General features: G+C 68.1%; 24 protein-coding genes. 15 read left to right on the top strand and 9 right to left on the bottom strand.

The window, feature by feature from the left end:
* Positions 1–53 precede the first annotated feature (53 nt).
* Positions 54–533: a serine hydrolase domain-containing protein gene (locus O9271_RS10595; RefSeq protein WP_298269242.1), complete on the bottom strand. Its 480-nt coding sequence runs from the start codon at positions 531–533 to the stop codon at positions 54–56.
* Between the two features lie 57 nt (positions 534–590).
* Between O9271_RS10595 and O9271_RS10590 the strand changes: the two genes are divergently transcribed.
* Both O9271_RS10590 and O9271_RS10585 read left to right on the top strand, forming a co-directional pair.
* Positions 591–1,847, top strand: coding sequence for a hypothetical protein (locus O9271_RS10590; protein ID WP_298269239.1), 1,257 nt, complete (start codon positions 591–593; stop codon positions 1,845–1,847).
* 67 nt (positions 1,848–1,914) lie between these two features.
* A complete protein-coding gene (locus tag O9271_RS10585; RefSeq protein ID WP_298269237.1) occupies positions 1,915–2,358 on the top strand; it encodes a hypothetical protein in 444 nt (147 codons plus the stop codon).
* A 271-nt stretch (positions 2,359–2,629) separates the two neighbouring features.
* On the opposite strand, the gene O9271_RS10580 is transcribed toward O9271_RS10585, so the two are convergent.
* The gene (locus O9271_RS10580; RefSeq protein WP_298269235.1) at positions 2,630–3,289 is read right to left on the bottom strand and encodes a DUF642 domain-containing protein; all 660 of its coding nucleotides are present in this window, start codon (positions 3,287–3,289) and stop codon (positions 2,630–2,632) included.
* Positions 3,290–3,751: 462 nt separating this feature from the next.
* On the opposite strand from O9271_RS10580, the gene O9271_RS10575 reads away from it, so the two are divergent.
* The 3 genes from O9271_RS10575 to O9271_RS10565 all read left to right on the top strand — a co-directional run bounded on the left by O9271_RS10575 (position 3,752) and on the right by O9271_RS10565 (position 6,628).
* Positions 3,752–4,063, top strand: a complete 312-nt coding sequence (locus O9271_RS10575) for a DUF6544 family protein (RefSeq protein ID WP_298269233.1) — start codon at positions 3,752–3,754, stop codon at positions 4,061–4,063.
* Positions 4,060–5,178 carry a nitroreductase family protein gene (locus O9271_RS10570; protein WP_298269230.1) on the top strand — a complete coding sequence of 373 codons (1,119 nt, stop codon included), beginning with the start codon at positions 4,060–4,062 and terminating at the stop codon, positions 5,176–5,178. The genes O9271_RS10575 and O9271_RS10570 overlap by 4 nt, the downstream gene beginning before the upstream one ends.
* 1,225 nt (positions 5,179–6,403) lie before the next feature.
* Positions 6,404–6,628: a HEAT repeat domain-containing protein gene (locus O9271_RS10565; RefSeq protein ID WP_298269228.1), complete on the top strand. Its 225-nt coding sequence runs from the start codon at positions 6,404–6,406 to the stop codon at positions 6,626–6,628.
* A gap of 45 nt (positions 6,629–6,673) precedes the next feature.
* Here O9271_RS10565 and O9271_RS10560 read toward each other — a convergent pair whose 3' ends face one another.
* A complete protein-coding gene (locus O9271_RS10560; RefSeq protein ID WP_298269226.1) occupies positions 6,674–7,408 on the bottom strand; it encodes a hypothetical protein in 735 nt (244 codons plus the stop codon).
* A gap of 214 nt (positions 7,409–7,622) precedes the next feature.
* Here O9271_RS10560 and O9271_RS10555 point away from each other — a divergent pair, with 214 nt between their 5' ends.
* Entirely contained in the window at positions 7,623–8,318 is a 696-nt protein-coding gene (locus O9271_RS10555) for a phosphoribosyltransferase family protein (RefSeq protein ID WP_298269223.1), read from the top strand.
* On the top strand, positions 8,318–9,682 hold the full coding sequence (locus O9271_RS10550) for an erythromycin esterase family protein (RefSeq protein WP_298269221.1): 1,365 nt from the start codon (positions 8,318–8,320) through the stop codon (positions 9,680–9,682). The genes O9271_RS10555 and O9271_RS10550 overlap by 1 nt, the downstream gene beginning before the upstream one ends.
* Positions 9,683–9,725: 43 nt before the next feature.
* Here the strand turns inward: O9271_RS10550 and O9271_RS10545 are convergent, their stop codons facing one another.
* The gene (locus tag O9271_RS10545) at positions 9,726–10,862 is read right to left on the bottom strand and encodes a hypothetical protein (protein ID WP_298269218.1); all 1,137 of its coding nucleotides are present in this window, start codon (positions 10,860–10,862) and stop codon (positions 9,726–9,728) included.
* A gap of 298 nt (positions 10,863–11,160) precedes the next feature.
* Between O9271_RS10545 and O9271_RS10540 the strand changes: the two genes are divergently transcribed.
* The 5 genes from O9271_RS10540 to O9271_RS10520 all read left to right on the top strand — a co-directional run bounded on the left by O9271_RS10540 (position 11,161) and on the right by O9271_RS10520 (position 14,755).
* Entirely contained in the window at positions 11,161–12,042 is an 882-nt protein-coding gene (locus tag O9271_RS10540; protein WP_298269320.1) for an efflux RND transporter periplasmic adaptor subunit, read from the top strand.
* Between the two features lie 283 nt (positions 12,043–12,325).
* A complete protein-coding gene (locus tag O9271_RS10535) occupies positions 12,326–12,544 on the top strand; it encodes a hypothetical protein (RefSeq protein WP_298269216.1) in 219 nt (72 codons plus the stop codon).
* Between the two features lie 217 nt (positions 12,545–12,761).
* Complete coding sequence (locus O9271_RS10530; RefSeq protein ID WP_298269213.1) at positions 12,762–13,469, top strand: DUF533 domain-containing protein; 708 nt, start codon at positions 12,762–12,764, stop codon at positions 13,467–13,469.
* Positions 13,470–13,493: 24 nt separating this feature from the next.
* Positions 13,494–14,036 carry a GNAT family N-acetyltransferase gene (locus O9271_RS10525; RefSeq protein ID WP_298269209.1) on the top strand — a complete coding sequence of 181 codons (543 nt, stop codon included), beginning with the start codon at positions 13,494–13,496 and terminating at the stop codon, positions 14,034–14,036.
* Positions 14,033–14,755, top strand: coding sequence for an NAD(P)H-binding protein (locus O9271_RS10520; RefSeq protein WP_298269206.1), 723 nt, complete (start codon positions 14,033–14,035; stop codon positions 14,753–14,755). The genes O9271_RS10525 and O9271_RS10520 overlap by 4 nt, the downstream gene beginning before the upstream one ends.
* 67 nt (positions 14,756–14,822) lie before the next feature.
* Here the strand turns inward: O9271_RS10520 and O9271_RS10515 are convergent, their stop codons facing one another.
* Both O9271_RS10515 and O9271_RS10510 read right to left on the bottom strand, forming a co-directional pair.
* On the bottom strand, positions 14,823–15,260 hold the full coding sequence (locus O9271_RS10515; protein ID WP_298269204.1) for a CBS domain-containing protein: 438 nt from the start codon (positions 15,258–15,260) through the stop codon (positions 14,823–14,825).
* 171 nt (positions 15,261–15,431) lie between these two features.
* A complete protein-coding gene (locus O9271_RS10510; RefSeq protein WP_298269202.1) occupies positions 15,432–15,947 on the bottom strand; it encodes an acyl-CoA thioesterase in 516 nt (171 codons plus the stop codon).
* A gap of 173 nt (positions 15,948–16,120) precedes the next feature.
* On the opposite strand from O9271_RS10510, the gene O9271_RS10505 reads away from it, so the two are divergent.
* The gene (locus O9271_RS10505; RefSeq protein ID WP_298269199.1) at positions 16,121–17,239 is read left to right on the top strand and encodes a serine hydrolase; all 1,119 of its coding nucleotides are present in this window, start codon (positions 16,121–16,123) and stop codon (positions 17,237–17,239) included.
* Here the strand turns inward: O9271_RS10505 and O9271_RS10500 are convergent.
* Entirely contained in the window at positions 17,236–18,387 is a 1,152-nt protein-coding gene (locus tag O9271_RS10500; protein WP_298269196.1) for a BamA/TamA family outer membrane protein, read from the bottom strand. The two genes, O9271_RS10505 and O9271_RS10500, sit on opposite strands and share 4 nt — an antisense overlap.
* A gap of 160 nt (positions 18,388–18,547) precedes the next feature.
* Here O9271_RS10500 and O9271_RS10495 point away from each other — a divergent pair, with 160 nt between their 5' ends.
* Complete coding sequence (locus tag O9271_RS10495) at positions 18,548–20,158, top strand: ABC-F family ATP-binding cassette domain-containing protein (RefSeq protein WP_298269193.1); 1,611 nt, start codon at positions 18,548–18,550, stop codon at positions 20,156–20,158.
* A 46-nt stretch (positions 20,159–20,204) separates the two neighbouring features.
* Here O9271_RS10495 and O9271_RS10490 read toward each other — a convergent pair whose 3' ends face one another.
* Positions 20,205–21,083, bottom strand: coding sequence for a sulfite exporter TauE/SafE family protein (locus O9271_RS10490; protein WP_298269192.1), 879 nt, complete (start codon positions 21,081–21,083; stop codon positions 20,205–20,207).
* Positions 21,084–22,234: 1,151 nt separating this feature from the next.
* On the opposite strand from O9271_RS10490, the gene O9271_RS10485 reads away from it, so the two are divergent.
* Complete coding sequence (locus O9271_RS10485) at positions 22,235–24,625, top strand: DUF5916 domain-containing protein (RefSeq protein WP_298269190.1); 2,391 nt, start codon at positions 22,235–22,237, stop codon at positions 24,623–24,625.
* Between the two features lie 8 nt (positions 24,626–24,633).
* Here O9271_RS10485 and O9271_RS10480 read toward each other — a convergent pair whose 3' ends face one another.
* The gene (locus tag O9271_RS10480) at positions 24,634–25,590 is read right to left on the bottom strand and encodes a glycosyltransferase family 2 protein (protein ID WP_298269188.1); all 957 of its coding nucleotides are present in this window, start codon (positions 25,588–25,590) and stop codon (positions 24,634–24,636) included.
* Positions 25,591–25,605 lie beyond the last annotated feature (15 nt).

Here is a 25,605-nt window from a genome sequence, read left to right as displayed (position 1 = left end):
CTCGGTCCCCGCCGTTGGCCCCACCGACGTGTCGGAGCGATACGTCACCGCCTTCACGGTCCGGCCATACGTCTGCTGCTCCAGCGCGACGGGATTCGCCACGTGACCTTCTGCGTGCGCGTGAACTCCGAATCGGGGACATGCCACGACCGGAGCGTGCGGTTGATGTCGTCATCGAGCGCAAGTTCGCCGTCCCGCACCAGTCGCATCACCGCAAGTGCCGTCACCGGCGTGCTGATCGAGGCCGCCTGAAAGCGCGTGCGCGCATCCACTCGGCGGCCCGTGGCGGCATCGGCCACGCCGTGCCCACGGGACCAGTGCGCTGCGAAGTTGTGGATGACCGCCGCGCTGATACCGGGCGTGTTGGCACGCGCGAGCAGATCGTCGAGCGTGAGCCCGGCGGCACCGGGAACGCCAACGATGCGCGGCGATTCGATGCGCGCGCGGAGTGAGTTGGCAGATTGAGCCGATACCAGGGGCGCGCCAGCAACGGCGAGTAGGACGAACAGGAGGGCAAGTGGGCGATTGCGCATGTCCGGAATGTGGGTCCGGATGCACTTGGGTGCCATGGCGCACTGGTCCTCAGGATTGTGACCGCACGCGTTCCCTGTAATGTTTTCAGGCAAGACACGTACGACACAGCGGTAATCAATGAGAGACTTCCGGCGAGAACCACAATGAGCGAATTCAGCGAAAGTCTGCACTTCCGCCGCACTCCATGGCTTCCAGACGACGCGCTCCACGACGCCTTGCGCGCCAGCACGCTCACCGGCGCGTTACTGCCGCTCTCGGACAGCTGGCATGCCTTCGTCCCCTTCGAGACGTACGCGCCGGAGAACAACCCGGATGGCGATATCGGCGCTCGGCTCTCGCTCATGGTGGGCGCGCCGGTGCTGGAGTATCACTTCGCCGAGGATGTGTACTGGGCGGTGCTGATCTGGAGCGAGGGCGAACTGGTCTCGGTGTACACCTGCCGGTTCCTGAGCCGCTCGCTGCGCATTGACGACAGCGAGCACGACCCACAATGGCTCGAAGCGCTCCTGCCGGAAGGCACGTCGGCCGATGCGCTCGCCCCTGCGCTCTATCCGGCCAAGCGGAAGGGGGACGCTGGTCGTGCGGCGGGGAAGCGTTTCGCCGAGGTGATGCAGCTGGGGAATGTTGAGTGGCTTGGACCCACCACGATTGCCGATCGACTGGACGACATGGCGGACAGCACGGGCGTGCTCGTGCTCGGCAGTCCGCCACCAGCGGAGCCGGTGGTGCGCACGCCCAAACCGGTCAGATCACGCGCAACGGTGGAGCTCCCCGGTAAGGCGCTGACCGCCCGGGACGCCTTCGCCGTACTGGAACCGACAGTACGCGCGTGGGCATCAGACGCAAAGATGATCGTCCTCACGGGCGGCGTGCTCGACTTCGCACTCGACGAACGGCCGACGCAAGGGCCATGGATTGGTGCGGACGGGAGAAGCACGCTCAATGGCGGGTGGTGGTTTCTGTTCCGTTCAGCATCGCGTGAGCAACGCCTCGACATTTCACTCCATGTCGAGTCGGCGCAGCTGATTCGCGTTGATGACGCGTACAATTCTCCGAGCGCGGTTGACGCGATTACCGAACACTGGATGGACAGCGACGCCGTGGCTCGCATTACCGAGCCGATGTACGTGGCATGGCGTACGACCGACACGCCGCCGCTGCGGGATTTCGTCATGAAGCTCATCCAGAGGGAGCGGACTCCCCTCTGGCAGGTCAATTACTTGTGCGTCCAACCTTGGATGATGCGGCGGGAACTACAGGTCACCATGCACGCCACCACCGGTGAGGTGATCGGTGTTGTCTCCACTAACTGAGCGCCACCGCACCTCAGCCGATCACGTTCCGAAATCTTTCACGGTCCATCTGATGAATCCAATGCACATGCGCACACCACCAACGATCCGAAGTTATCGTGCGGCACTCGTGGTACTGCTCGCGCTCACCGCAGGGTGCGGTTCGGACGACCTCACCTGTCCCCTGGCAGGCGACCTCACCGGGCTCACCGTCGAACTCTCGGCGGTACCCGTCGGTCCGTTCACGGTTGAGATCGGAGTGCCGGTGTTCTCGCCGTCGCCGCCCGTGTCGTACACCTATCGCGGCGATGGTGGGCCACCGTGCCGTACGAGGACCATACGGTTCCCCGGACTGATCGCCACCAACTTCACCGTTCGTGGCACGACAGAGCGCGGCGAGCGCAACGCGACACCGCCGCAGCTGGTGAAATACATCGACACGTATCCCAACGGCAGGGCATGCGAACCGCGCTCGAAGGCGGCCACGGTGCAAGCGGCAATCGGGATAGGAGATTCTATCGCAGTGGGCTGAGCATCGGCCCCAGCCCCTGCCTCGCCAGCCCGACCGCGCACGCCAACCGTCCCCCGCGTTGGTGGCGGGGCGTCGGGCGGGCCAGACGCACGGGGGCATCGGGGCGTCGGGCTCGGTGCCCGCCGTCGGGCCCTCGGACTAGTCGGACCGGTACGTCACCGCCTTCGCGCTGCGGTCGTACGTCAGCCGTTCCAGCGCGACGGGATTCCGCGCGCAGTACCGGGCGAGCGAAGAGGCGACGCGACGGTCGCCCGACCAATCTCCGACGCGGTCAGCGCGGGCGGCGGCGGCGCGCCACGACGCCGAGGCCCAGCAGGCCGGCGCCGAAGAGGGCGAAGGCGGAGGGCTCGGGGACCACCGACACGCTCACGTTGTCAACGAACGGCCCCCAGTAGCCCGTGCTGTTCGTTGGCGCCCGGAAGGCCAGCGTGGTGCTGGCCGCGGTCGCCGTGAAGTCGTACTGCTTGAACTCCCACTTCACGCCGTTTCTGTCCGAGGCCGGTGTGGAGAAGGGTACCCACAGCCCACCGGTTACATCGACCTCCACCACGCGCGGATCCGGCGTGAAGCCGCCCGGGCCGGCGAGCCAGAAGCCAAGCCGGTACATCTGGCCCGGGGTCGTCGCGAAACTCTGGGAAATGCCCCCGAACGGCCGCGAGTAGCTCACGTTGTTCACGAAGTCGATCATGTACCGGCCGTCCTGGGCGGGATTCACGTTGAACGACTCCGACCGATGCCAGTTGACCGTGCCGAAATCGATCGTCCAGTCGGACAGCTTCGTGTCCCCAGGGTTGAGATCGACAAAGTGATCGGCGATGACGGGACCGAAGGTGCCGAGTTCGAACGACCCGTTCCTGATGAGATTCTGCCCCTGCGCGACCTGGCTTACGAGAAGCAGGGCGGCGCCAACGGCGGCGGCGATACGGTTCATGGTGAACTCCGGAGGAGGGGTGTTCAGTGATCGGCGGCTGGCCTTGCAACCAGCAGCGCACTACGAGCAAGCATCGTGCCTGTCACCGACTGGAAAATCTTGCCGAGTTTTCTGCGCATGGCGGCATACCGCCGGACCCCGCTTCTTCGACAGAACGCCGCTGTCGCCTCGATGAAACACCACCTGCCGCAGCGAGGACACAGGCGGCGGGCCATCCGATGTCGGCAACCGGCGCCGTCAGTCTGCTCGTCGTCGCATGACTCAGGTCGCCCCCGCCTCGCCCTCTCCAGCCGTACGTCGCCCCGCCGAACGGCGCCACCAGAAGCTCGGCGAGGAGGGTGCGGTAGGGGGACCCCCTGTCCTCCTGCCCGGCCCCCCCCGATGCGACGCCCGAAGGCCGGCCTGTAGAATGGCGGGGTGCCGCAGCGCCCCACCCCAATCCGCCGCCCAGGAGCCGTCCTGATGCTCATGCTCGCCATCGGCTGCCCGCCGCTCACCACGCTGTTCTTCGACGCGAGCGACGACCTCGTCGACTTCGCCAACAACGACCGCCATTCGCTGCCGGACGACGGCGAGCGCTGGACCACGCCGCTCTGCGCCCACCGCGACCTGGACGGCCTCCGCCTGCCCGCCGAGGGCGACGCGATCTGGCGCTACGCCGACACGCCGTCGTGGCGCCACGGGCGCTTCGCCATCCTGCGCCTGCAGTACACCGTGCCGCCCGCCGAGCTGCCGCGGGCCGCGGCGATCGGTGCGCTGGAGCCGGCGCAGTGACGGGCGCGATGGACCGTCGCGCCGCGATCGGCCGCTTTGGGGCGCTCGCGCTCGTCACGGGCGCGGCCGCCGCCTGTGGCGGCGTCCGCCGCGACGACCTGCCGGGGCTCCTGGTGGCGACCGCTGGCGAACCGGCTGCGGCCGACGACCCGGTCGTCCGCGTGCTCGGCTACGCCGCCCTCGCGTCGAGCGCACACAACAGCCAGCCGTGGCGCGTGCGGCGCGAGGGCGCCGACCGGCTCGTGCTGCTGGGCGACCCGGCGCGCCGGCTGCCGGCGGTCGATCCCACCGACCGCGAGTTCACGCTGTCGCTCGGGGCGTTCCTCGAGAACCTCGCGCAGGCAGGCGAGGCGCTCGGCTTCGATGCGGCGGTGACACCGATCGCCGCGGGCGACGCGGTGGCCACCGTGCAGTTGACGCCACGTGCGCCGCGCGCGGACGCGCCGGCGGTGCTCGAGGCGATCCATCGCCGTCGCACGGTCCGCTCCGGCCACGCCGAGACGCCGCTCTCCGCGACCGATGCCCGCACCCTGGTGGCGACGGGGGGACGCGCCGAGTGGTTCGGGCGCGGCACCGCGGCCGCCACGCGCCTGCGCGACGGGACAATCGAGGCGAACCGCCTGCAGGCCGCGCGCGACGACGCGCAACGCGAGCTCGCCGAGTGGATCCGCTTCAAGGACGCCGACGCGCGCGCGAAGCGCGACGGCCTGACGCCTGCCAGCATGGAGATCAACGGCGTGGCAGGGTGGTGGGTACGGTCGCGCTACACGGCCGCGACCGTGATGACGCCCGGCTTCCGCCAGCGGGGCGTGGAGATGGCGACCACGCAGGCGGGCGCCGGCGGCGGCTGGCTGGTGCTCACGAGCGCCGACGGCTCGCGCGAGGCGCTGCTCGACGCGGGCCGCCGCTACCAGCGGCTGCTGCTCAGGCTGCGCGCCCTCGGTATCGCCGCGCACCCCATGACGCAGATGCTCGAGGAGCCCGAGACCCGCGCCGGCCTCGAGGGGGTGCTCGGCGTGGACGGCACGCTGCAGTTCCTGCTGCGCGTCGGGTACGTCAACCGCTATCCGGAACCGGTGAGCCTGCGCCGCCCGGTAGAGTGGTTCTTGGCGTGAACCGGGCCGGGGGCGTGTTCGCTCGCTCAGGACCGCTCGAACGCCCGCCGGTCGTCCGCGAACGCCTTGGCGCGGCGCCAGGGTTTCGCACGCCGCCTCGAACTCGCGCCGGCGCAAGTCCAGCAGCAGGTCACGCGAGACCGGACGCTTGATGCCATGCCGGTACACCAGGAGCGCGAGCTTGCGTCGCCGGCGGCGTAACTCGTGAACCTCGGCATTCCAACGCGCGTGCGTGGCGTCACCCTCGGTGGCCGCGTCGGACTCCTGCCCCAGTGGCGTTATCTGCAAACCGCCGAAGACGGTCAGCAAGAGGCCCGGCGCCTGACCGGTCTGTTCGCGCCCTTGGGGGGCGCTCTCCGAGGGTGACCCGCCGTTCATCCTTGAGAGGTGAACGGCGGACGTGGCAATGGGGAGCGGGGGGAGGTGTCCCGCCGGGAGAACTTACCCCCGCCGGGACCGGCGCCGGGCCGCCATCAGCCGACCGCCCAGCTCCGCGGCGAGGAGGGCGAGACTGTCCGGTTCGGGCACCGCGGTGGCCGGCGGATTGGGGTCAGTCGGCGGCGTGCCCGTGTCGCCATCGTCATCGCCGGAGTCGTCGTCCCCGCTGTACGGCGGCAGCGGGTCCCCCAGACTCGCGAAGCGGAGGATGCTGGTGATGTCCTGATCGTTGGCGTCGAACGCCTCAATGCCCCCGCGTCGCTGAATTGCGCCAGCAGCAGATCGCGCGTACCCGGTGCGGCGAGGCTCGTGGCGCCCACGGTCAGCGAGCCCGCACGCGAGCCGGCCACGTAGATGCGACGGCTGCCGTCGACTGCGATCTCCGCGCCCTCGCCGTTCCCGCTGCCGTCCAGCGGACGAACTCAGAGGGGCACCCCCGCTCCGGAGAGCCGCGCGACGAAGAGATCCTGACCGGCGCTCGCGCCTGTGGCCGCAAGCCTACCCCACTCCTGGCCGCCACCAAGCCTCCGGCGCCGCCCGCCGCGGATCAGGGCTCGCAGCGAGCATCGCAAGAGGAAGCACATGCCACATGTGACGGCCGCGTGCGAAGATATCAACACGGGAACGTGGCCGGGCGGGGCGCCTGACGCTGCGAGACATCACGTTGCAGCGGACTCTCCCGACCGCCCGTGTGCGGACGGTTCTTCCGGCTGGTGCTGCTGTCCGAGGAGACGGATGGAATGCGAGCGTCCGCGAGGGCACACGCGCGCTCGCGCGTGCGCTCCTCATGATGACGCCGGCCGACCATGATGCCGCGTTCAAGGGCTCGGCGATCAAGCGCGCGAAGCGGTGGATGCTGCAGCGCAATGCGTGCATGGTGCTGGGCAACATCGGCGCCGAGGACGATGTTGCGGTGCTCGCGGCCATGAGCGAGCGCGCACACGAGGTGGTACGGGAGCATGCGGCGCGGGCACTCGCCCGCCGGCGAACGTCCACGCCGCGGGACCGGTGAGCGACGGGGCCGAACGCCCGGCGCCGCCCCCGCCCCCGCGCGCCGTCAGCGCCGCTTCTCCACCACGTACGGCATGACCGCCTCGCCAAGGACCAGCCCGCCGGTGGCCGCCGTGCCGTCGTGCACCGCCACGATGCTCGCGCGGAAGGACAGGGTCCCCGCGTCCGGGTCCACGGTGCGAAAGTACAGGAACCCCGACACCTGTCCGTCGGGTTCGATGACCCCCTCGGGCAGGGCCAGCGCCAACACCTCGACCGACGGACGCACGGCGCGCGCGAAGTCGGCATACCAGAACGCATAGTAGCCCGGGTCGTACAACACGTAGGAGCGCGTGTACACCGGGACGCCGGGATAGAGGCGCGCGAAGTACGGCGCCACGTAGAAGCGCCGGTAGCTGAAACCCGGCGTGGCAAAGGGTGACAGGCCCATCGAGAGCGTCGGCGACAGCAGCTCGCCCTCCACGCGGAACGGCGGGAGCGCGGGGTACCGTCGGCCCTTGGCGGTGACGAGGGCAAAGTCGCCGTACCGCACTCGCACCGTGGAGCGACTGTGGTTGTCGATGGTGACGCGCATGGGCTGGACCTGCCCGAGCACCGAGCGCGAGCCCTGCCAGGCATCGGCCTGCACCGTCACGCGCACACCGGCGACCTCGTCCACGAGGGTATTCGTGGCGCCGGGGACGGTCCGTGCCGCCGGCGCGGGAAGAAGCGCGGCCGACGCACAGCCGCCCAGCGGAACGACTGTCAGCAAGACCAGACGGCGGAAGATGTTCCTGGGCATGAGCGCCTCCGGAAGGTGGTCATTCACTCCAACAGCGTTCGGGGAGAAGGCGTCCGTTCACGCGATGCCATTCGTGAATGCAGCGGGAACATCGCCCGCACCTTCGCCGCGCAGTATCGGACTTCGCCCGACGCGTTGTCGGGAATTGCCGGGGCGCCCGGTGGACGCGCGATGGGCAGTGTGCAGGAACCAATCGCCCGCACAGGAGTCACCCATGAAATGTCCGGCCTTCCACGACCGCCATGATGCCGGCAGGCAGTTGGCGGTGAAGGTGGCAGCGCTCGCCGATGCGTGGCAGCCACCGCATTCGCTGCTGGTCCTCGGTCTGCCCCGTGGCGGGGTCCCCGTGGCCTACGAGGTGGCCAGGCTACTCGGCGCGCCACTCGATGTGCTCCCGGTGCGCAAGCTGGGGTTGCCCGGCGCCGAGGAGTATGCCGTCGGCGCGATCGCGTCGCTCAATGGCGACGTCGTGCAGGTCCTCGACGAGGCGGCCCTGCGAGGACGTCCCGATGTGTACGGCGTGCTCGACCGCGTCGTGCGCACGCAGCGAGCCGAACTGGTGCGCCGCCGGCAGGTCTATCGCGGCACCCGGCCGCCACTGCAGCTGCACGGACGCGATGTGGTGCTGGTGGACGACGGCCTCGCCACGGGTGCGACCATGCGCGCCGCCGTGGGGGTCGCGCGGCAAGGGCACGCCCGGCGCATTCTCGTGGCGGTACCGGTCGCCGACGCCGACGCCCTGACCAGGCTGTGCATCGAGGCCAATGCGTGCGTCTCCGTGGCGGAGGTGCCGAACCTGCAGGCCGTGGGCATGTGGTACGACGACTTCTCTCCCACATCGGATGCCGAGGTGATCGCCCTGCTGGCGGAGGCCGAGCGGCGTCAGGCGCATCTGCTCGCACCGGGGTGATGGCCATGCATGGCGCGCGTGATCACGATCTCGTGCAGGCGTTGCGACGCACGGTGCACCCGCTGCACGGGGCCGAGGACGACTTCGCCGTGGTACTGGCCCGCGCGCTCCGTGCGGACCTCGTGCTGCTGGGCGAAGCATCGCACGGGACGCACGAGTACTATCGCATTCGGGCCGAGCTCACCAAGCGGCTCATCCGCGAGGGACACGTGACGGCCATTCTCATCGAAGCCGACTGGCCCGACGCGTGGCGGGTGCATCGCTACGTGACCGCACGACCGGATGCCGACGCGCTGGCCACCGATGCGCTGGCCGGCTTCACCCGGTTTCCGCAGTGGATGTGGCGCAACGCCGACATGCTCGACTTCGTGGGGTGGCTGCGCACCCACAACGAGCAACTGCCACCGCCGGAACGCGTGGGCATCTTCGGACTCGACCTGTACAGCCTGCACGCATCGATCGCGGCACTCGTGGACTACCTCGACACCATCGATCCCGATGCCGCCGATCGCGCCAGGGAACGCTATCGGTGTCTCGATGCCGGCGGTGCCGACCCGCAGCGCTATGGCCGGCTGGTCACGCTGGGGCTGAGGGAGGACTGCGAACAGCAGGTCGTCGCGCAACTGGTCGAAATGCAGCGGCACGCGGATGCCTTCCTCCGGCGTGACGGGCTGATCGCCGCCGAGGATCGATTCTTCGCCGAGCAGAACGCCCGCCTCATCCGCAACGCAGAACACTACCATCGCGCGCTGTTCGGTCATCCGGCGCTGTCCTGGAATGTACGGGACCGCCACATGATGGAGACCGTGCAGTCGCTGCGCGCCTTTCTGCAGGCCGAGCAGCGACATGGGGCACTCGTGCTGTGGGCGCACAACTCGCACCTTGGCGATACCCGCGCCACCGAGATGCACGAACTCGGCGAGGTGAACGTCGGGCAACTCGTTCGGCAGGCCTTCGGCCGGGCCGCATGTCTCGTGGGCTTCACCGGCTACGTCGGCTCGGTCACCGCATCCGACACGTGGGGGGGGACGGCACGGTGCATGCGGGTCAGCCCGGCACACCCCGGCAGCTACGAGGCGCTGTTTCACGAGGTCGCGAGCGGTGGCCCTGCCCCCAACTTCACGGTGGACCTCACCCGCAGCGACGCCACCACCGCACTCCTCAACGTGCCGCGCCTGGAACGGGCAATCGGCGTGCTCTACCGACCGGCGACCGAGCGGCAAAGCCATTACTTCCACGCGCGGCTCCCCGAGCAGTTCGACTTCGTCCTGCACTACGACCGGACACGGGCGGTCGAACCGCTCGAGCACGCCGGAACGTGGTCGCCGTCGGCACTCCCCGAGACCTATCCGACGGCGCTGTAAGGCCAACGGCGCGGGGACCGTCGGCCTTCAGCGTGGCTCCCCATCAGCCGTTGGCCTGCACCTCCAACCCTGCGGTGGTGCTCGGCACGAGGACCGGAAAGCGCAGCCGGGCGGCGATACCTCCGCCCACCGAATCGAGACGTTCACCAGCGGCGCCTGTGAGGTAGCGCAGCTGCGCCCTGGTATCGAGCGCGAGTTCCAGCGCCGACTCCACTTCCTTGGGCCAGCGATCCAGGAAGTGCTCCGAGATCAGCAGCCGATCAACGGCCCCGTCCCGCAACGCGGCGAAGACCGGGGTGAGGCCGAAGGCTGCGAGGCCTCCGGGGTACCCTTGTTCCGCGAGCGCGGTCAGGTCGGCGAGGTCGAGCTCCTGCGCCCATTCGCCCACCGCCACCGCCGTGCGCGCCGCCACACCCGCCGCGGAGTCGTTCACATCGAGCCCCGCCAGTACCCGCGCCTGCCCGCGCCGTTCGCTCACCACGTGCGAGACCATCATCTGGGCGACGGTGGGAATCCCACCCACCAGAACGCGACCGTCGGCAGCGGCGAGCGTCATCAGCCGATCGCCCACCGCGTGCACATGCTTCGTGAGTCGCGTGCGCTGCTCCTGCTCGGCGACATCGGCACCACTCGTACCGCGGGTGCCCGTATGAAAGCCGGGGCGCGGCGGGGCCCCCATGTGGTCCATGGAGCCAAGGGTGAGGTCCGTGGTGACCGTCTCCTGCTCGGCGAGCACGCCGTGCTTCCACAGAAAAAGTCGGGCCGACGCGGAATCCATCACGGCCACGGCCGTCGGGCGCGGCAGGCCGAACGCACGCAGATACGGTGCCAGCCGAGGGCCGTTGCTCCACGAAACCCGGGTGGGCATGGCGACCGGGACCATTTCCGCGTACATGACCGCTTCGGCCGTCACGAACGCCACCCATCCGGAGAAGCGGGTGCTGAACGGGATCTCGCCGAGACGCTCCTGCGCGTGGGAAACCGCCTGCTCACACGCCACGCGCTCCGCGTGGGATGCGCCCCGCAGGTCGTCCTGCAGATGATCGAGCAGATGGGCGAGTGTCCGCCGCCCCATGGTGCGGCCAGCCGGGTCCTCGGCGCTCTCGCCGAGAAAGATGCTGAGGGTGCGGGTCGATCCCAGTCGATCCCGTAAATCCCTGAGTGCTGCTGTGGTCAACATGGCAACGCCTCTCCAGAGCGGCAGGTTCGGGTACCAGCGGCTCGATGGCCGGATACTCCGAACATGCCGCCGCCGTTCGCCGCTGTCTGTAGGTGTTGCCCCGGCACGATTGTCTGGGACGCCGTGCTTGCCCTCCTCGGCGCTGGTCGGCATCTCATCATGTCGAGCCGATTTCGCCGTCCAGTTCTGCAGGCGGTTTCCGTCGGTCATCACATGGATGATCGGGCCGGGACGCCCATTCCGCCGTCCAGGGGGACGACCATGAGCACCTTGAGGCGGGTCACGATCGCTTCCCCCGATCTCGTCGCGGCGGCGGGGGCGTGCTGGAGGTGGCTGCGTTGCGGAGCTGCGCGCCGACTTCAACGACCGTGTGAAGCGAGGGCAGCTCATCGCGCGCATCGATCCGATCCTGCAGAGCCAGGCCTTCCAAAACGCCGAGGCCGGGCTGGCCCGCGCCGAGGCGCAGCTGGCGCAAGCCAAGGAGGAGTTCGAGCGCACCTCGTCGCTCCACGACGAGAAGATCGTGACGGAAACGGAGTTCAACAGCGCACGCACCAACCACGCCCTGGCGCGCAGCAACCTCGCGACGGCGCGCATCGCCCTCGAGCGGGCCAAGCAGAACCTTGCCTACACCAGCATCTACGCCCCCATCAATGGCGTGGTGATCGAGCGCCCGTTCGATGTGGGCCAGACGGTCGCGGCCAGCCTCTCGGCGCCGAAGCTGTTCGTGCTTGCGAACGATCTCCGGGTGGTGAGTTGCACGGTGGTTGTCATAGTGGACAACCCCGACGGTAGCCCTGCTGCCGGGGATGACCGCCACGGTGCAGTTCCTCACTGGCGAAGCGACGCACGTACTCACGGTGCCCAACATGGCGCTGCGCTTCCGGCCGCCGTCCGCGGCCGGGGACTCCGCCGCCAGTACGCATGCGCCGAGCGCCATATCGAGCATCGCTTGGGGCGTGGAGTGCGCCGGTACCTCTACGGTGGGGCGGAACTCGATCTCCGTCGCATCATGCCGCTGTGGTGCCCATCGACGGCAGTCGTGATCTCACGGAGCAAGGCCAGCACGGAGGAAGGGGCCTTCCGACAGGACGGCCCGCAAGGATGTCGTCGAGCGAGCCTTCCTTGCGCTTGGTCTCCCCGTCGTAGAGGCCGTGCACTTCGGAGAAGATCACGGTGAGGTCGGCGTCGACCGCATTGACCACCAGCGCGGCAAGCAAGGCGTTGTCACGAAAGCGGATTTCGTTTACCGAGACCGTATCGTGCTTGTTGATGACGGGGAGCGCACCGGCCTCCTGCAGTGCCTGGGGGCGCGTCGCAGGTTGAGATAGCGCCGACGATTCTGGAAGTTGCCGTGCGTGAGCTACACCTGCGCAGCGTGCATTCCATGCGGCTGCAGCAGGTCGATGTGCTGCTGCATGCAGTGACTCTGCACCACCGCGGCCGCGGCCTGGAGCTGCGGGATGGTGGAGGGCGTCGGGATAGCCCAGTCGTGGCCAGCCGATCCCGATGGCGCCGGCGGACACGAGCCGTACCGAGCATCCCGCAGCGCGGGCGCGCAGCAGTGCCTCGACCCGGCGCCCGAGGCGCTCCCGGTCGATTTCAAGGGCGTTGGCGAGCAGCGCGCGGGCGCCCAGCTTGACGAGAATGCGCCCGCTGGTGGCGAGGGCGGCGCGGCCTGACCTATGGTGGCGGTGTGAAGCGGGCAAACGGAAACCGCTGAATTGATGCGCAACGATGGCCGGAAGGACAACGTGTGCCGAGCGTGGAACCCGCCCGCGTGAGCGCCGGTATGCCCTATGGTACTGGCTGGCGCGCCGCGGCCATGCTCAACGTGTACGCCATCGCGCGCACCCTTGACCTCGCCGTCGTTCTCCCCTTTTGCTCCTCACCCTTCCCATGCTCGACGCCAACAAGCTGCTTGCACAATTTCTGGGCACCAACACCTCCGGCTCGCTCCGTCAGGCGGGTGGCGCGGCCAAACAGCAGCTCGACTCCGTGGGGTTGGGCGGGTTTGGCGGCGGGGCCGCCGTGGGAGGGCTGTTGGGCCTCATGCTTGGCGGCAAGAAACTCAAGAAGATGGGCACGGGGGCGTTGGGCTATGGCGGCGCGGCGATTGCCGGCGCGCTGGCCTACAGGGCCTATCAGAGCTGGCAGCAAGGGAAGGCGGCCGCCACGGCGCCGGTCGCCACGGCGGCCGATACGGGGCAGGTGGCGCGGGAGTTCGTGGTGGACGCTTATCCTGCCGCTGACGGGCGGCCGTTTCAGCTGGCGCTCATTCAGGCGATGATCGCGGCCGCCAACGCCGACGGGCATATCGATGCCACCGAACAGCGGGCGCTCTTCGAGCAGGTCGAAAAGCTAGGGCTCGACGCGGAGAGCAAGGCCTTCGTGTTCGACGCTCTGGCGCGTCCGGCCGACCCGGCGGCCATTGCGGCGTCGGCGCGCGGAATCGAACAGGCGAGTGAACTGTATCTGGTATCGCGGCTGGCCATCGATGTGGATCACCCCGCCGAGCGTGCCTATCTGGCGGCACTGAGTCACAAGCTGCAGCTGCCGGCAGAGTTGGTCGCACATCTGGACCGTCAGGCCGAGGGCGAGCCCTGACGGCATCTTGCCACCCGTCGCCCCGTGACGCAGGCTGATGGCATGTTGCCCAATCATGCTTCCGCGTCGTCCGCACAGGCAGTCACATACGCGTTGCGTGATGCGCACCACGATGACCTCGGGTGGATCGTGCGCACGCACGGGAGTCTGTACGCCCGCGAGTACGGTTGGGACGCACGCTTCGAGGCGTTGGTCGCGGCGGTGACCAACGGCTTTGCGGCGCAGCATGATCCGCAGCGCGAACGCTGCTGGATTGCCGAGTTCCAGGGGGCACGCGTGGGGTCGGTGATGATCGTGCAGCACCCGGAGCGGGTCCACGTGGCCAAACTGCGGCTGCTGCTCGTGCTCCCCGAGGCGCGCGGGCTGGGTATCGGGAAGCGGCTGGTGCGACTGTGCACCGACTTCTGCACGCAGGCGGGATACACCACCATTTCACTCTGGACGAACAGCGTGCTGCACACGGCGCGGGCCCTGTACGAGGCCGAGGGATATCGGCTGGTGCACCGTGAACCACACCAGTTGTTCGGCGAGGGGCTGCTGGGGGAGACGTGGGAGCGCGCGCTGTGACGGCGTCACCCCGTAGTGCCATCGTGCTTGGTGCCTCCGGGTCGGTGGGAGGGGTGCTGGTAAGGGCGCTGCTGCGCAGTGGTGCGTTCCGCACGGTGGTCACCGTGGGGCGCACGTCACTCCCTGCACAGCTGGCAGAGGCGAAGAGCGCGCGGGTGCCGCTGCGCGAGGTGCTGGTGCCGGACATGACGCCGGGGCACCTGCAGCAGGCGACCAGCGACGCGGTTGATGCACTCGAGGGCGAGGTGGTGGGGCTGAGTGTGCTGGGCATTGGCGCGGGCACGGCGAAACTCACCATTGCGCAGCATCGCGATGTCGATGTGGCTCTCAACGCCGCCTTTGCGCGCGGATTGGCTGCCACAGGGAAGGTGCGGCACCTCGCGCTCATGTCGGCCGTAGGCGCCAATGCTGCCGCTTCCGCGCATGGGTCGGGTGCGGCGGGGACGTCGCGCTACAATCGCGTGAAGGGAGAAGCCGAAGCGGCGGTGCTGGCGAGCGGCCTTGCCGTGGTGAGCGTGTTTCGCCCGGCCATGATCATCGGGTCACGGCATACGCCACGCTTGTTGGAGACGCTGCTACCGCTGTTCTCCTGGGTGACACCCGTGAAGTACCGCTCCATTCGCGTGGAGCAGATTTCCGCAGCCATGGTGGCGGCCGCACGCCACACGCCACCCACCTCGGCTGTGTACCACCACGGCGAAATGCTGGCGATGGGGTAACGCCGCAAGTGCAATCCGCGCGCGATCAGCCGCGTACGGTCACCCGCGTACGGTCACTTGCATACGGTCACCCGCGCGCGGAGAACATGTACTCGTTCAGGAACCGGATGGTGCTCTCCTGCTCGGCAGTGCGGTGCGCGAGCACATCGCGGATGCTGATGATGCCGTGCAGCCCCTGGCTGTCGGCTACCAGCAGGTGGCGGATTTCCCGCGACGTCATGATGGCGCCGCATTCGTCGAGGGTCGTGGCGGGGAGACACGTCACCACCGCCGCGGTCATGACGGTGGACACCGGGGTCACCGCGGGGTCAACGCCTTGGGCAACGACGCGCCGCATGACATCGCGCTCCGTGAAGATGCCCAGCACGTCCGCGCCGCTCGTCACGAGCACGGCCCCCAGTCCGTTGTCCGCCATGAGCCGTACGGCGTCGAGCACCGACGCTTGCGCGCCAACGGAAACAATCGAGTGTCCCTTGACGTCCAGCAGCGCGGCAACGGTGGTCATGGCGTTCTCCTCGGAGGGCGGGGCGTGGGGCGGCAAGCGGCAGCTGCGGAGTGGCGCCTGCCCGGTCGGTTGATGCTACGCTCCGAGGGGCAATAGTCCAGTCACCGCACTGCCACCTGGCCGCCAGAGGGCTCTTCCTGTCCGCCTTGCCCCCCGCTTAGGCCAGGCGGCTCACCGGGGCGCGAGGCCGTTCCCGTTGGCCTCCAGGAGCTCGCGGTCGCTGGCGAACAGCGCCGTGACCCACGCCGGCGGGGGCATGGGTTCGGTGGCGCCCAACGATTGCAGCAGCTGGGGGAGGGCCGCGGGCACGTCGCGCCTCCAGATGAGCGCGCGCGTGATGCCCAGTGCCCGCAGCTCACCCCCCTGCTCGAAGCGGTGAATGTGGTAAATCCACTTGTCGTCGTGGCCGGCCAGTTCGAGCTCCACATCGAAACGCGTCCACACTTTGAGCGGCTTGCGATAGATGAGCTTCTGTGAGCCCAGGGTGGGCGCGAGTCCGCGACGCAGAATGGCGTCGAAGAGTGCGGAGCGCGCGATCATCTCCCAACGGATGAAGTCCATGTACATGGGGTACTTCGCCGCCGTCATCACCCGAAACCCGTCACAGTCGAAGAGTCGCACGCGAAAGGTGCGCCGAATGGTGGCGTCGAAGCGAACGCGAGGCCGAGTGAAACGCGAGGCGAGCATACGCCCGATGGTGAACCAGTAGTGCAGCACGTGTGTCCCTTGGGTATAGTCGACGGTCTATCGGCGTAAGGTACCGCGCGCGGCGCGTCGGGGAGGATGCGCCACACGCGATCCGCTGCCACCTTTGACGCTGGCAATGGCGCAGCGTCCGTCTCTCACTCATGTTCTCTCTCATGCCCAGTATCCTGCTCGTGACCGCGCTCCTGCAGGCCGTGGTGCCGCAGCCGCCGGTGGCCATCCCGGCGGACAGCATCGCTCCCGCCCTGCAGCGACTCGCCGACAGCATCGTCGCGGCGCGCCCGCGCATGCCTGGCCTCATCATTGCCGTGGAGTCGCGTGCCAACGGTCGGCGTTGGAGCGTAGCCGCCGGGATGTCGGATACGGCGCGTCGTGTGCCACTGCGCCCCGAGCAGCCGGTGCGCATTGCGAGCAACACCAAGACGTATGTGGCGGCGGCGGTGTTGCGACTGGTCGAGCAGGGGAAGCTGTCGCTGGCGGATCCGCTGGCGACTCACCTGCCTCCTGCACTGGACGCGCTGCTGCGAGGCGATGGTTACCGGACCGACGTGATCACGATCGAACAGGTCCTCAGTCATCGCGCGGGATTTCACGAGCATCCGGCGGTGCCGAGCTATGTGGCCAGACTGCGCACGGCCCCGCAGTATCGCTGGACGCGCGAGGAACAGCTGCAGTGGCTCGTGGACAGCCTGGCGCCGGTGGGGGCGCCTGGTGCGCAGTTCCGGTACTCCGATTCGGGGTACACCCTGCTGGGCGCCATCGTGGAGCGGCTCACCGGGATGCCGTTGGGCCCGGCGGTGCGTCGCCTCGTGGGCTTCGAGTCCCTTGGCCTTCGCCACACCTGGTGGGAGACACTCGAACCCGCACCGTCCGGTATCGCCGACCGTGCTCACCAGTATCTTGGCGGGTTCGACGCGTACGACATTGACCCCAGCTTCGATCTGTACGGCGGTGGCGGGATCGCCGCACCCATGAGCGACGTGGCGCACTTTCTCACGGCGTTGCTGGACGGCCGGGTGCTCGCACAGCGACGCACGCTGGACACCATGCTGGCGCCGCGCAGCACGGAGATGGCGGGCTACGGCCTGGGCATCTTTGGCACCGTTGTACGCGGCGTGCGCGGCTACGGACACAGTGGGTTCTGGGGCACCAGCGCCATGGTGTTTCCTGACGCTGGCGTCACGGTGGCCGTCGCCATCACCGATCAGGCGGAATCCCGCCAGATCACGCCTGTCATGAGTGCGGTGTTGCGGCTCTTCGGCGCGGGAAACTAGAACGCTTCGCCGGCCGTGATGTAGATGCCGCGGCTCCCTGTGCCGAAGCCGCGGTCGATGCGCAGATTCAGGCGATCGCCGTTGAGGGCAAAGCGTACCCCCACCCCCCAGGCACTGCGTACGTCGTCGCGCGACAGCGCATTGGGGGTGGGGCCTACGGCACCTGCGCCGGCAAACGCCACCGCACCGAGTCGGCGCCACGTCGGCGTGCGGAGTTCCACCTGTGTGGCGAGCGCCGTGCGGTCGCGAAAGCGCCCGGCGAAGTAGCCGCGCAGGAGGCTCGCCCCGCCCAGTGCGGGCAGGTTGTCCACGGGGACACGTCCCTCGGTGAACACGCCGAATCCCTGCACGGCGAGTACGAGTCCGCGGCCGAGTGGCTGGTAACGTCGCGCGTCGAGGGAGATGCGCGTGAACTGGTGTGTGGCCCCCGGCACGCCCAGCGCTCGGCCGATGTTGAGCCACACCGCGGACCCACGCGTGGGGAAGAAGAACACATCCCGCGTATCCCAGCTGGCAATGAGCGTGGCGCTGGCGGTGCGCCACCGCTCGCCGCCGGCAAAGGCGGGCGTGGTGAGCAGCGTGGCCAGCGTTCCGCCGTCGGCAATGGCGGTGAGGGCGGCGTCTTCGAGCGCCACACGCCCGCCCAGGTACAATCCCGGTCGGGCACGGTGCACATAGCTGCCCACGAGCGACGCGGTACGCGGCGTGTATTGCTCGGCGCTGTCGGCAAGGGCCGCACGCACGCCGTAGAACGAATTGGGGAAGCGGGAGAAGGCCGCATCGAACTCGATTCGCCCCGCATTGTCGGCGCTCCACCGGTCGAGGGAGAACGACGCTTGTACCTGGTGGCGCTGCGAATAGAGCCCGCGCACGGCGTAGGTGTTGGGGCGCTGGCCAGGGGACGCCGCGCTCTTGGTGACCTTGAACCCGCCAATCGCGGCCGCCCACCGTGTTTCGGGGGCGAAGGTGATGCCCGGGAGGATGATCGGCCAGCGGCCGCTACCGGGCGCAGCGCTCGCCTGTGCTGAATCGCGGCGTACCGCGGGTACGCTGTCGCGCCCGACCTCCTGCGCGCTCAGAGTGGCCGAAGCGACACACAGGGCACTGGCGGTCCATGCAATGGCACAGCAACGGCTCAACCGGCACATGGGAGAAGCAGGGAGTCGGGAAACGGGGACCGGGACATGCCCGGTCGGCGTACCTCCGTGCCAACGCGCCGGGATGGGGGGTGGTGCCCATGAGGGGCAACGGACGGAGTGGGTGGGTTAGCTTTCGAGGCTGGTCCCTCACCCGAAGCCTCCTGTCCGCGTGACTCTCCTCTCCTGTTCCAACATCGGCATTTCGTTCGGCGCCACCGAACTGCTCAAGAACGTCACCTTCACCGTGGGGGAAGGGGAGCGTTGGGGCATCATCGGGCGCAACGGCGCCGGCAAGTCGTCGATTTTCAGCGTGGTGACCGGTGACCGGCCGCCCAACGTGGGAGCCGTGGCGCGCAAGCCGGGGATGCGTCACGCGCTGCTCGACCAGCACCGCGCCTTTGAGGGGGCCGCCACCGTGTGGCAGGCCGGCGCCGCGGCGTGGCGTGAGGTCATCGCGCTGGAGCAGAGCATTGCCGATCAGGCCATGCAGTTGGGCGAGCTGGGGGACAAGGTCAGCGACGAGATGCTCGAACGATTCGGGCGCGACCAGGAGCGGTTCGGTGACATGGGCGGGTACGAGTACCACGCCCGCGTCGATGCCGTACTGCAGGGGCTGGGTTTCGACGCCGAGGAATCGAAGACGCGCTTGGTGAGTACACTGTCTGGCGGTGAACGCGGCCGTGTGGGGCTGGCGGCGCAGCTGATTGCGCCCGCCGACCTGCTCATGCTGGACGAACCCACGAACCACCTCGATCTCGACACCATTCACTGGTTGCAGGAGTGGCTCAAGGAGGCGGGCGAAACCGTCCTGGTGGTATCGCACGATCGTGCGTTCCTCGATGCCATCAGCACGCACATCCTGCACATCGAGGCCAAGTCGAGCGAGTGGTACCGTGGCAACTACAGCCAGTTCGTGCCGCAGCGCGCCGAACGGCGATTGACGCGCGAGCGTGAACTGGAGAAGCAGCGCGCGTACGTGAAGAAGGAGGAGGAGTACATCCGCCGGAATATTGCCGGGGTGAACTCCTTCCAGGCCAAGGGCAAGCGCAAGCGACTGGAGCGGTTGCCGCGGCTCGCGCCGCCGCCCGGTGATCCCGCTGCCATGTCGCTCGAATTCAAGGTGGCCGAGCGCGGAGGAGATCAGGTCGTCGACATCAAGGCGCTGCGCGTGGAGGTACCGGGGCGCGTGCTCGTGGAGGACTTCACGGCCGTGTTGCGCCGCAACGATTTCGTGGCGCTGGTGGGGCCGAATGGGGCTGGCAAGTCCTCGTTCATTTCCACCATCATGGGGGATCGTGCTCCGGCCAGCGGGGAGGCCCGCGTTGGCAGCTCTATCACGCCCGCGTACTTCAAGCAGGATCTGGGCGATTTGCCGCTCGACCTGAGCATGTACGACGCCATTCAGGCGCAGCGTCCGCTGTGGAGCCGTGGTGCGGTGCAGAACCATCTGGGCGCATTCGGCTTCACGCAGGAGGAGGTGTTCCGCGAGATCCGTTCACTCAGTGGCGGCGAGCGGGCGCGCATGGCGCTGGCCATTATGACCCTGTCCGGGGCCAACCTGCTCGTGCTGGATGAACCCACCAATCACCTCGACGTGGAGAACATCGAGGTGCTGGAAGATGCGCTGGGCGAGTACGAGGGGACGGTGCTCATTGTCAGCCACGACCGCGCGTTCCTGCGCGAGGTAGCCACGCGCGTGTGGTGGTTCGAGGGCGCCACGCTGCACGACTTCGACGGATCGTTCGTGGAGTGGGAGGAGGATCAGGCGCGTCGGCGCTGAGGCGCCGTTACGGCGCCCGGTTACGGCGCCCCGTTACGGCGCCGCGTTACGGCGCCCGGTCATGGGAGCGCAGCATGGTTGCCGCGGCGTAGATCACCACCGCAATCACCAGCCACCGCAGCAGGTCGAGGGGTAGTGACGTCACCAGCAGCGCCGCCACGAGCACTCCGGGGATTCCCCCCATGGCGAGGCCGATGGCCGGCTGGTTGACCTGGTTGCGCCGCTTCACGAACTCGAGGCAGCCGAGCAGCGCGGCAAAGGCGCCGCTCCCCATCATGATGGGAAATGCGGCGCGCGGGTCCATGCCGAGCGCGCTGAGCAGTACGAAGGTGGGGCCGTAGTTGCCGATGCCCAGCATGATGAGGGCGCCGAGCACGAAATTGATGCCCAGCGCCAGCCAGAGCGACGGCCCGTGCAGAGTGAGGGCCGAACCGCCCACGGGCATGCGGTTGAGCTGTGCGATGGTCATGAACAGCGCCGCGGAGAGCAGCGCCACCCCCATGCCCACTTGAATGGGGCGACGCGGCAGCCGCGACACCACACCGGCTCCCAGCCACCCGCCCACGAGCGCGGTCGCGATCATGAGGAGCAGGAAGGTGGGGTCGATCTCGATCTTCGAGATGAAGATGAGCGCCTGGGTGACCACCGACAGGGTGAGCCCCACGATCATGGTACCGGGCAACCGTTCGTCGGGCACCATGCGCAACGCCTTGAAGGCGGCGGTGGTGGTGGCGAGCGATCCGATGCCGAGGGTGTCGAAGAAGTTCACCACGAACCCGATGCCCAGCTGGATCGGCGTGGGCACGAGGCGCTCGCCGCTGCCACGATCAATGGAGCGCCACCAGCGCCAGATGAAGAGCGCGGCGAGCGCCACGATGGCCGCCAGCAGCAGGGTGCGGATCTCGGATGTGGCGGTGAGCGACATGCCTCCAAGCTAGTGCCGGCGTTTCGACTACGTCGACCGGGAGCGGTCCTGCCGGTCCTGGGGTCCGGGTCCTGGGGTCGGAGCTGGGGTCAGAGCTGGGGAACTGTGCGGGAGCTGGTCGGGGTCAGAGCTGGGGTCAGAGCTGGGGTCGGAGCTGGGGTCGGAGCTGGGGTTGGGACATGTACCGGCGCTTCGCTTTCTTGGTAGAACGCACATAGAAATGATGACGGGGGAAACCGCGCCGACCGATAGTGTTGAACGCCAGTCTTCTGTCTCACGCCCAGCCCATACGCACGTGGCTCGTGTACTACGTAACGTTATCCCCGGCGTTCCAGTGCATCACATCCAGCGCGGCAACAATCGCCAGGCCATCTTCCTAGATGACCTTGACCGGCGAGTCTACCGCGAGCTGCTCGTGGATGGCACGCAGCAATTCGGATGTGCCGTGCACGCGTGGGTGTTCATGACCAACCATGTTCACCTACTCATTACACCGCCTCGGTCTGACAGCCTTGGTCGGCTTACTCAATGGATGGGTGCCAGATACGTCCGGTGGTTCAACCAGCGGCATGGCCGGACGGGAACGCTTTGGGAGGGTCGCTTTCGATCGAGCGTGATCACCTCTCCGCGCTACTTCCTCACCTGTAGCCGCTACATCGATCAGAATCCTGTACGAGCTGGCCTGTGCAGTTCGCCTGGTCAATTCCCCTGGTCGAGCTACGCTTGTCTGGCGCTCGGTCATCCAGACACCCTCGTCACAGAACACGCCGAGTACTGCTCGCTGGGAGCGACCGCGTCATTGCGTCAGGTCGCGTATCGTAGCTTGTGTGAGCCTCAGGTGGACGACGCCACACTCGCTTACGTGCGGCAGGTGTTCCGCCGAGGTGAGCGGCTCTGACCCCAGCTCTGACCCCAGCTCCGACCCCAGCTCCTCCAGCTCCGACACCAGCTCCTCACAGACCAGCCTAACGGAATGAGGTCGAGCCGGCGTGCCACCTGCGCCCGGCGGAGGCTGGCAGATGGGTGCACGCCCGACCCCATGGCCCGAAGCATCCGCACCCGCGCCCCTGCGCGGTCCGCGGCGGCGGTAACGAATCACGCAGCTGCCGCGTATGGGCGGGTATCATCCATTGGCCCCAGCCCACCGCGTCGTGTCCCTGCTGCCCCTGTTGGTTGTGCCCCTGCTGCTGACCTCGGTCGGCACTCCGCCCGCGGCGATTCGGCGCGTGGAGCCGGGCCCGGTCTACGATGGTCGCAGCGGCAAGACGAAGGTGTCCGTGCCACGCGCCGAGCGGGTCCCGGTGATCGATGGCCTTCTCGACGAGCCGGAATGGGGCACTGCCTCCGTCCTCACCGGCTTCTCCCAGTTCTTTCCGAACGACGGGATCGCGGCACAGGACAGCACGGAGGTCCTGGTTTGGTACAGCGGTACAGCGCTGCACGTGGGCGTGCGCGCCCACGCGGCGCCGGGGAGCGTGCGCGCCACGCTCGCCGACCGTGATCGCATCACGCAGGACGACAACATCCAGCTCTTTCTTGGCACGTACAACGACAGCCGGCAGGCGCTGGTGTTTGCCGTCAATCCGTTCGGTATCCAGAGTGACGGCGTGCTTACCGAAACGGGCGCCGCAACCGGGGGGGGCGGCTTCGCGAGCACCACCACGCGGGCTCGGGAGGCCACCGACCTGGCGCCGGACTACGTGTGGCGCTCCAAGGGGCGCGTCACCGATCGCGGCTATGAGGTGGAGATCGCGATTCCCTTCAAGAGCCTCCGCTACCGCAACGTGGACGTGCACACCTGGCAGTTGAATGTCGTGCGCACCGTCCAGTCCACCGGGCATGAACAGACGTGGACCACCACCAAGCGGGCCAGTGCCAGCTTCCTCGCGCAGTCGGGCACGCTCGACGGGTTGCGGGACCTGCAGCGCGGGGTCACGGTGGATCTCATCCCCACGGTGACGTCGAGTGCCTTCGGTGGCCAGGGTGCCACGCCGGGCTCGTGGCGATACGATACGCAGCGCCCCGACATCGGCGGCAGTGCGCGGTGGGGGATCACCAGCAATCTGACGCTCTCGGGAACGGCCAATCCTGACTTCTCGCAGGTGGAAGCTGACGCCACGCAGTTTTCCGCCGATCCGCGCATCGCGGTGTTCTTCGCCGAACGGCGCCCCTTCTTCCTCGAGAGTCAGGAGCAGTTCAGCACACCCAATCGCCTCATCTACACGCGCCGCATTTCGCAGCCGGTCTTTGCCACGAAGCTCACCGGCAAGCAGCGCGGCTTCGACATCGGCGTGCTGTCGGCGGTGGACAGCCGCGAGGCCTCGGCCACGGGGCGCGAGTCTCCCCTATTCAACATCGTGCGCCTGCAGCGGGATCTGGGAAAGCAGAGTCGGCTGGGGTTCGTGTACACCGATCGTACCGAGGGGCGCAACTGGAATCGGGTGGTGGGGGTGGACGGCCGACTCGTGCGCGGCGTCTACAGCGTGCAGGCACAGGCGGTACGCAGCTTCACGCGCGCCGGTGACGTTTCGGGGGCCGCGCCGCTGTGGGATCTCTCCGCCGTGCGCAATGGACGGGCGTTCTACGCCCGCTATGTGCTCAATGGCATCTCGCGCGATTTCGATGCGCAGAGCGGGTTCATTGCGCGTCCCGGGATCGCGAATGTGAGCGCCACGCACCGGCTCAATCTGTTCGGTAAACCCGGTGCCCTGGTGGAGGTGTTCAGCCCCGAGGTGTACCTGCTGGGACGCTACCAGTACGCGGATTTCGTGAACCGACGACCGGCGCAGGATGCGCAGCTGCATCTGCGCACCAACACCCGCCTGCGCGGCGGCTGGCAGGTGGGGGCGCAATGGCTGCGTGAGGAGTTCGGGTACGATCGTGACCTCTACACCAACTACGTGCTGCTGCGCCCTGCGGTGGGCGGACGCGTGGATACCCTTGGCTACACCGGCACCCGGCGACTGCCCAACTTCGATTGGGTCACCTCGGTGAGCACGCCGGAGTTCAAGCGATTCAGTGCCACGACGGTCGCGGTCTGGGGGCAGGATGAGAACTTCCCCGAATGGAGTTCCGCCGACATCCTCATCTTCAATCAGTCGCTCAATCTGCGTCCCACCGAGCAGCTGCGCCTGTCGGCGACGTGGGCGTACGAGACCTTCCGTCGCAAGACGGATGGTTCGCTCGTGCTCTCCCGCAACACCCCTCGCGTACGTGCGGAATATCAGATCACGCGGCAGGTCTTCGTACGGGTCATCGGTGAACACTCGGTGGTGCAGCAGGATTCGCTGCGTGACGACTCGCGCACCGAGCTTCCGGTATACCTGCGCCAGCGTGACGGGACGCTACGGCGCGCGGCCGCCTTCGAGCGGACCCGCGCCCGACTCGACGTGCTCTTCTCGTACCTGCCGTCCCCGGGGACGGTGGTGTACTTCGGCTACGGCGACCAGCTGCGCGCCGACGAGCCCGATGGTTCCCGCACCCTGCGTCGCTCGGCGGATGTGTTCTTCGCCAAGGTGAGCTACCTGTTCCGGATGCAGTAGCGCCGCGCCTACGTGGCGTCGGGGCGGAGCAGCTCGCGCGCGGCCTTGCGGAGTCTGGCAATCGGCCACGCCTCGCGCGTGGCCAGCTGCCGGTCCCAGATGGGACGCAGCTCCGGGGTCCGGGCCGCGAGGCCCTCGAAGTAGTCGCGTGCGGGGCGGTCGATGTCGTACCACACCGCCGTGAGGTCCACGGACAGCGCCTGATCAAGCGCGGCGTGAAACTCCTGGTCGAGGTTGGGGAACCGGTCGCCGAATTGTGCCTTCCACTCCCGACAGGCGCGCAGCCGGTGCTCCCACGCCTTCTCGAACATACTGACCGACGCGCGGCTGGTCTGTCCCGCATGTAGCCGATAGCGGCACGTCACGGCGTCGAGCAGCGCGAAGCTGCCTTGGGTGGCCAGGCGCAGCCAGAGCTGATAGTCCTCGGCGTGTCGCTCCCCGTCCTGGTAGCCCCCCACTCGCTGCAGAGGATCACGGTGCACCACGCAGGTGGTCTGCGCCACCGGATTGGGACCGAGCATGTGTGCCAGCAGGGCGCGTTCGGCGAAATGCTGATGGCCGCGCGTGTCGGCGATGGACGGAAACTCCTCGCCCGTGGTGGTTCGGCTGCTGCACAGGATGGCCCCCGATTCGTCGAGCGCGCGGAGCGACAGCTCGAGATGCATGGGGTGCCACTGGTCGTCGGCATCGAGGAAGGCCACAATGCTCCCGCACGCACGCGCTATCCCGATGTTGCGCGCGCGCGCCGATCCACCATTGGTCGCACTTTCCACCAGCGTTACATCGAGCGTGCGCGCCACCGCCACCGTGTCATCGGGTGAACAGTCATCGACCACGATGACCTCCCCAGGCTGGACCGTTTGCGCGCGAACGGACGCGATGGCGTCGCCAAGGAACGCCGCCGCCCGATACGCTGGAATGACCACGGACACCGAGGAACCATTGGTCCGCATGGAGTTACCCATCACCCGGTCCTAATT

The sequence above is a fragment of the Gemmatimonas sp. genome, from assembly GCF_027531815.1.
Classification (GTDB): Bacteria; Gemmatimonadota; Gemmatimonadetes; order Gemmatimonadales; family Gemmatimonadaceae; genus Gemmatimonas.
Note: the sequence above shows the minus strand (reverse complement) of the source record. Positions and strands in the feature narration are given on the sequence as shown.

Excerpts from the sequence above, each read along its gene's own strand:
- O9271_RS10595 (WP_298269242.1), bottom strand. The coding sequence starts at position 533 with ATGCGCAATCGCCCACTTGCCCTCCTGTTCGTCCTACTCGCCGTTGCT.
- O9271_RS10585 (WP_298269237.1), top strand. The coding sequence starts at position 1,915 with ATGCGCACACCACCAACGATCCGAAGTTATCGTGCGGCACTCGTGGTA.
- O9271_RS10580 (WP_298269235.1), bottom strand. The coding sequence starts at position 3,289 with ATGAACCGTATCGCCGCCGCCGTTGGCGCCGCCCTGCTTCTCGTAAGC.
- O9271_RS10575 (WP_298269233.1), top strand. The coding sequence starts at position 3,752 with ATGCTCATGCTCGCCATCGGCTGCCCGCCGCTCACCACGCTGTTCTTC.
- O9271_RS10565 (WP_298269228.1), top strand. The coding sequence starts at position 6,404 with ATGATGACGCCGGCCGACCATGATGCCGCGTTCAAGGGCTCGGCGATC.
- O9271_RS10560 (WP_298269226.1), bottom strand. The coding sequence starts at position 7,408 with ATGCCCAGGAACATCTTCCGCCGTCTGGTCTTGCTGACAGTCGTTCCG.
- O9271_RS10555 (WP_298269223.1), top strand. The coding sequence starts at position 7,623 with ATGAAATGTCCGGCCTTCCACGACCGCCATGATGCCGGCAGGCAGTTG.
- O9271_RS10550 (WP_298269221.1), top strand. The coding sequence starts at position 8,318 with ATGGCCATGCATGGCGCGCGTGATCACGATCTCGTGCAGGCGTTGCGA.
- O9271_RS10545 (WP_298269218.1), bottom strand. The coding sequence starts at position 10,862 with ATGTTGACCACAGCAGCACTCAGGGATTTACGGGATCGACTGGGATCG.
- O9271_RS10535 (WP_298269216.1), top strand. The coding sequence starts at position 12,326 with ATGGTGGAGGGCGTCGGGATAGCCCAGTCGTGGCCAGCCGATCCCGAT.
- O9271_RS10530 (WP_298269213.1), top strand. The coding sequence starts at position 12,762 with ATGCTCGACGCCAACAAGCTGCTTGCACAATTTCTGGGCACCAACACC.
- O9271_RS10515 (WP_298269204.1), bottom strand. The coding sequence starts at position 15,260 with ATGACCACCGTTGCCGCGCTGCTGGACGTCAAGGGACACTCGATTGTT.
- O9271_RS10510 (WP_298269202.1), bottom strand. The coding sequence starts at position 15,947 with ATGCTCGCCTCGCGTTTCACTCGGCCTCGCGTTCGCTTCGACGCCACC.
- O9271_RS10505 (WP_298269199.1), top strand. The coding sequence starts at position 16,121 with ATGCCCAGTATCCTGCTCGTGACCGCGCTCCTGCAGGCCGTGGTGCCG.
- O9271_RS10500 (WP_298269196.1), bottom strand. The coding sequence starts at position 18,387 with ATGTGCCGGTTGAGCCGTTGCTGTGCCATTGCATGGACCGCCAGTGCC.
- O9271_RS10490 (WP_298269192.1), bottom strand. The coding sequence starts at position 21,083 with ATGTCGCTCACCGCCACATCCGAGATCCGCACCCTGCTGCTGGCGGCC.
- O9271_RS10480 (WP_298269188.1), bottom strand. The coding sequence starts at position 25,590 with ATGGGTAACTCCATGCGGACCAATGGTTCCTCGGTGTCCGTGGTCATT.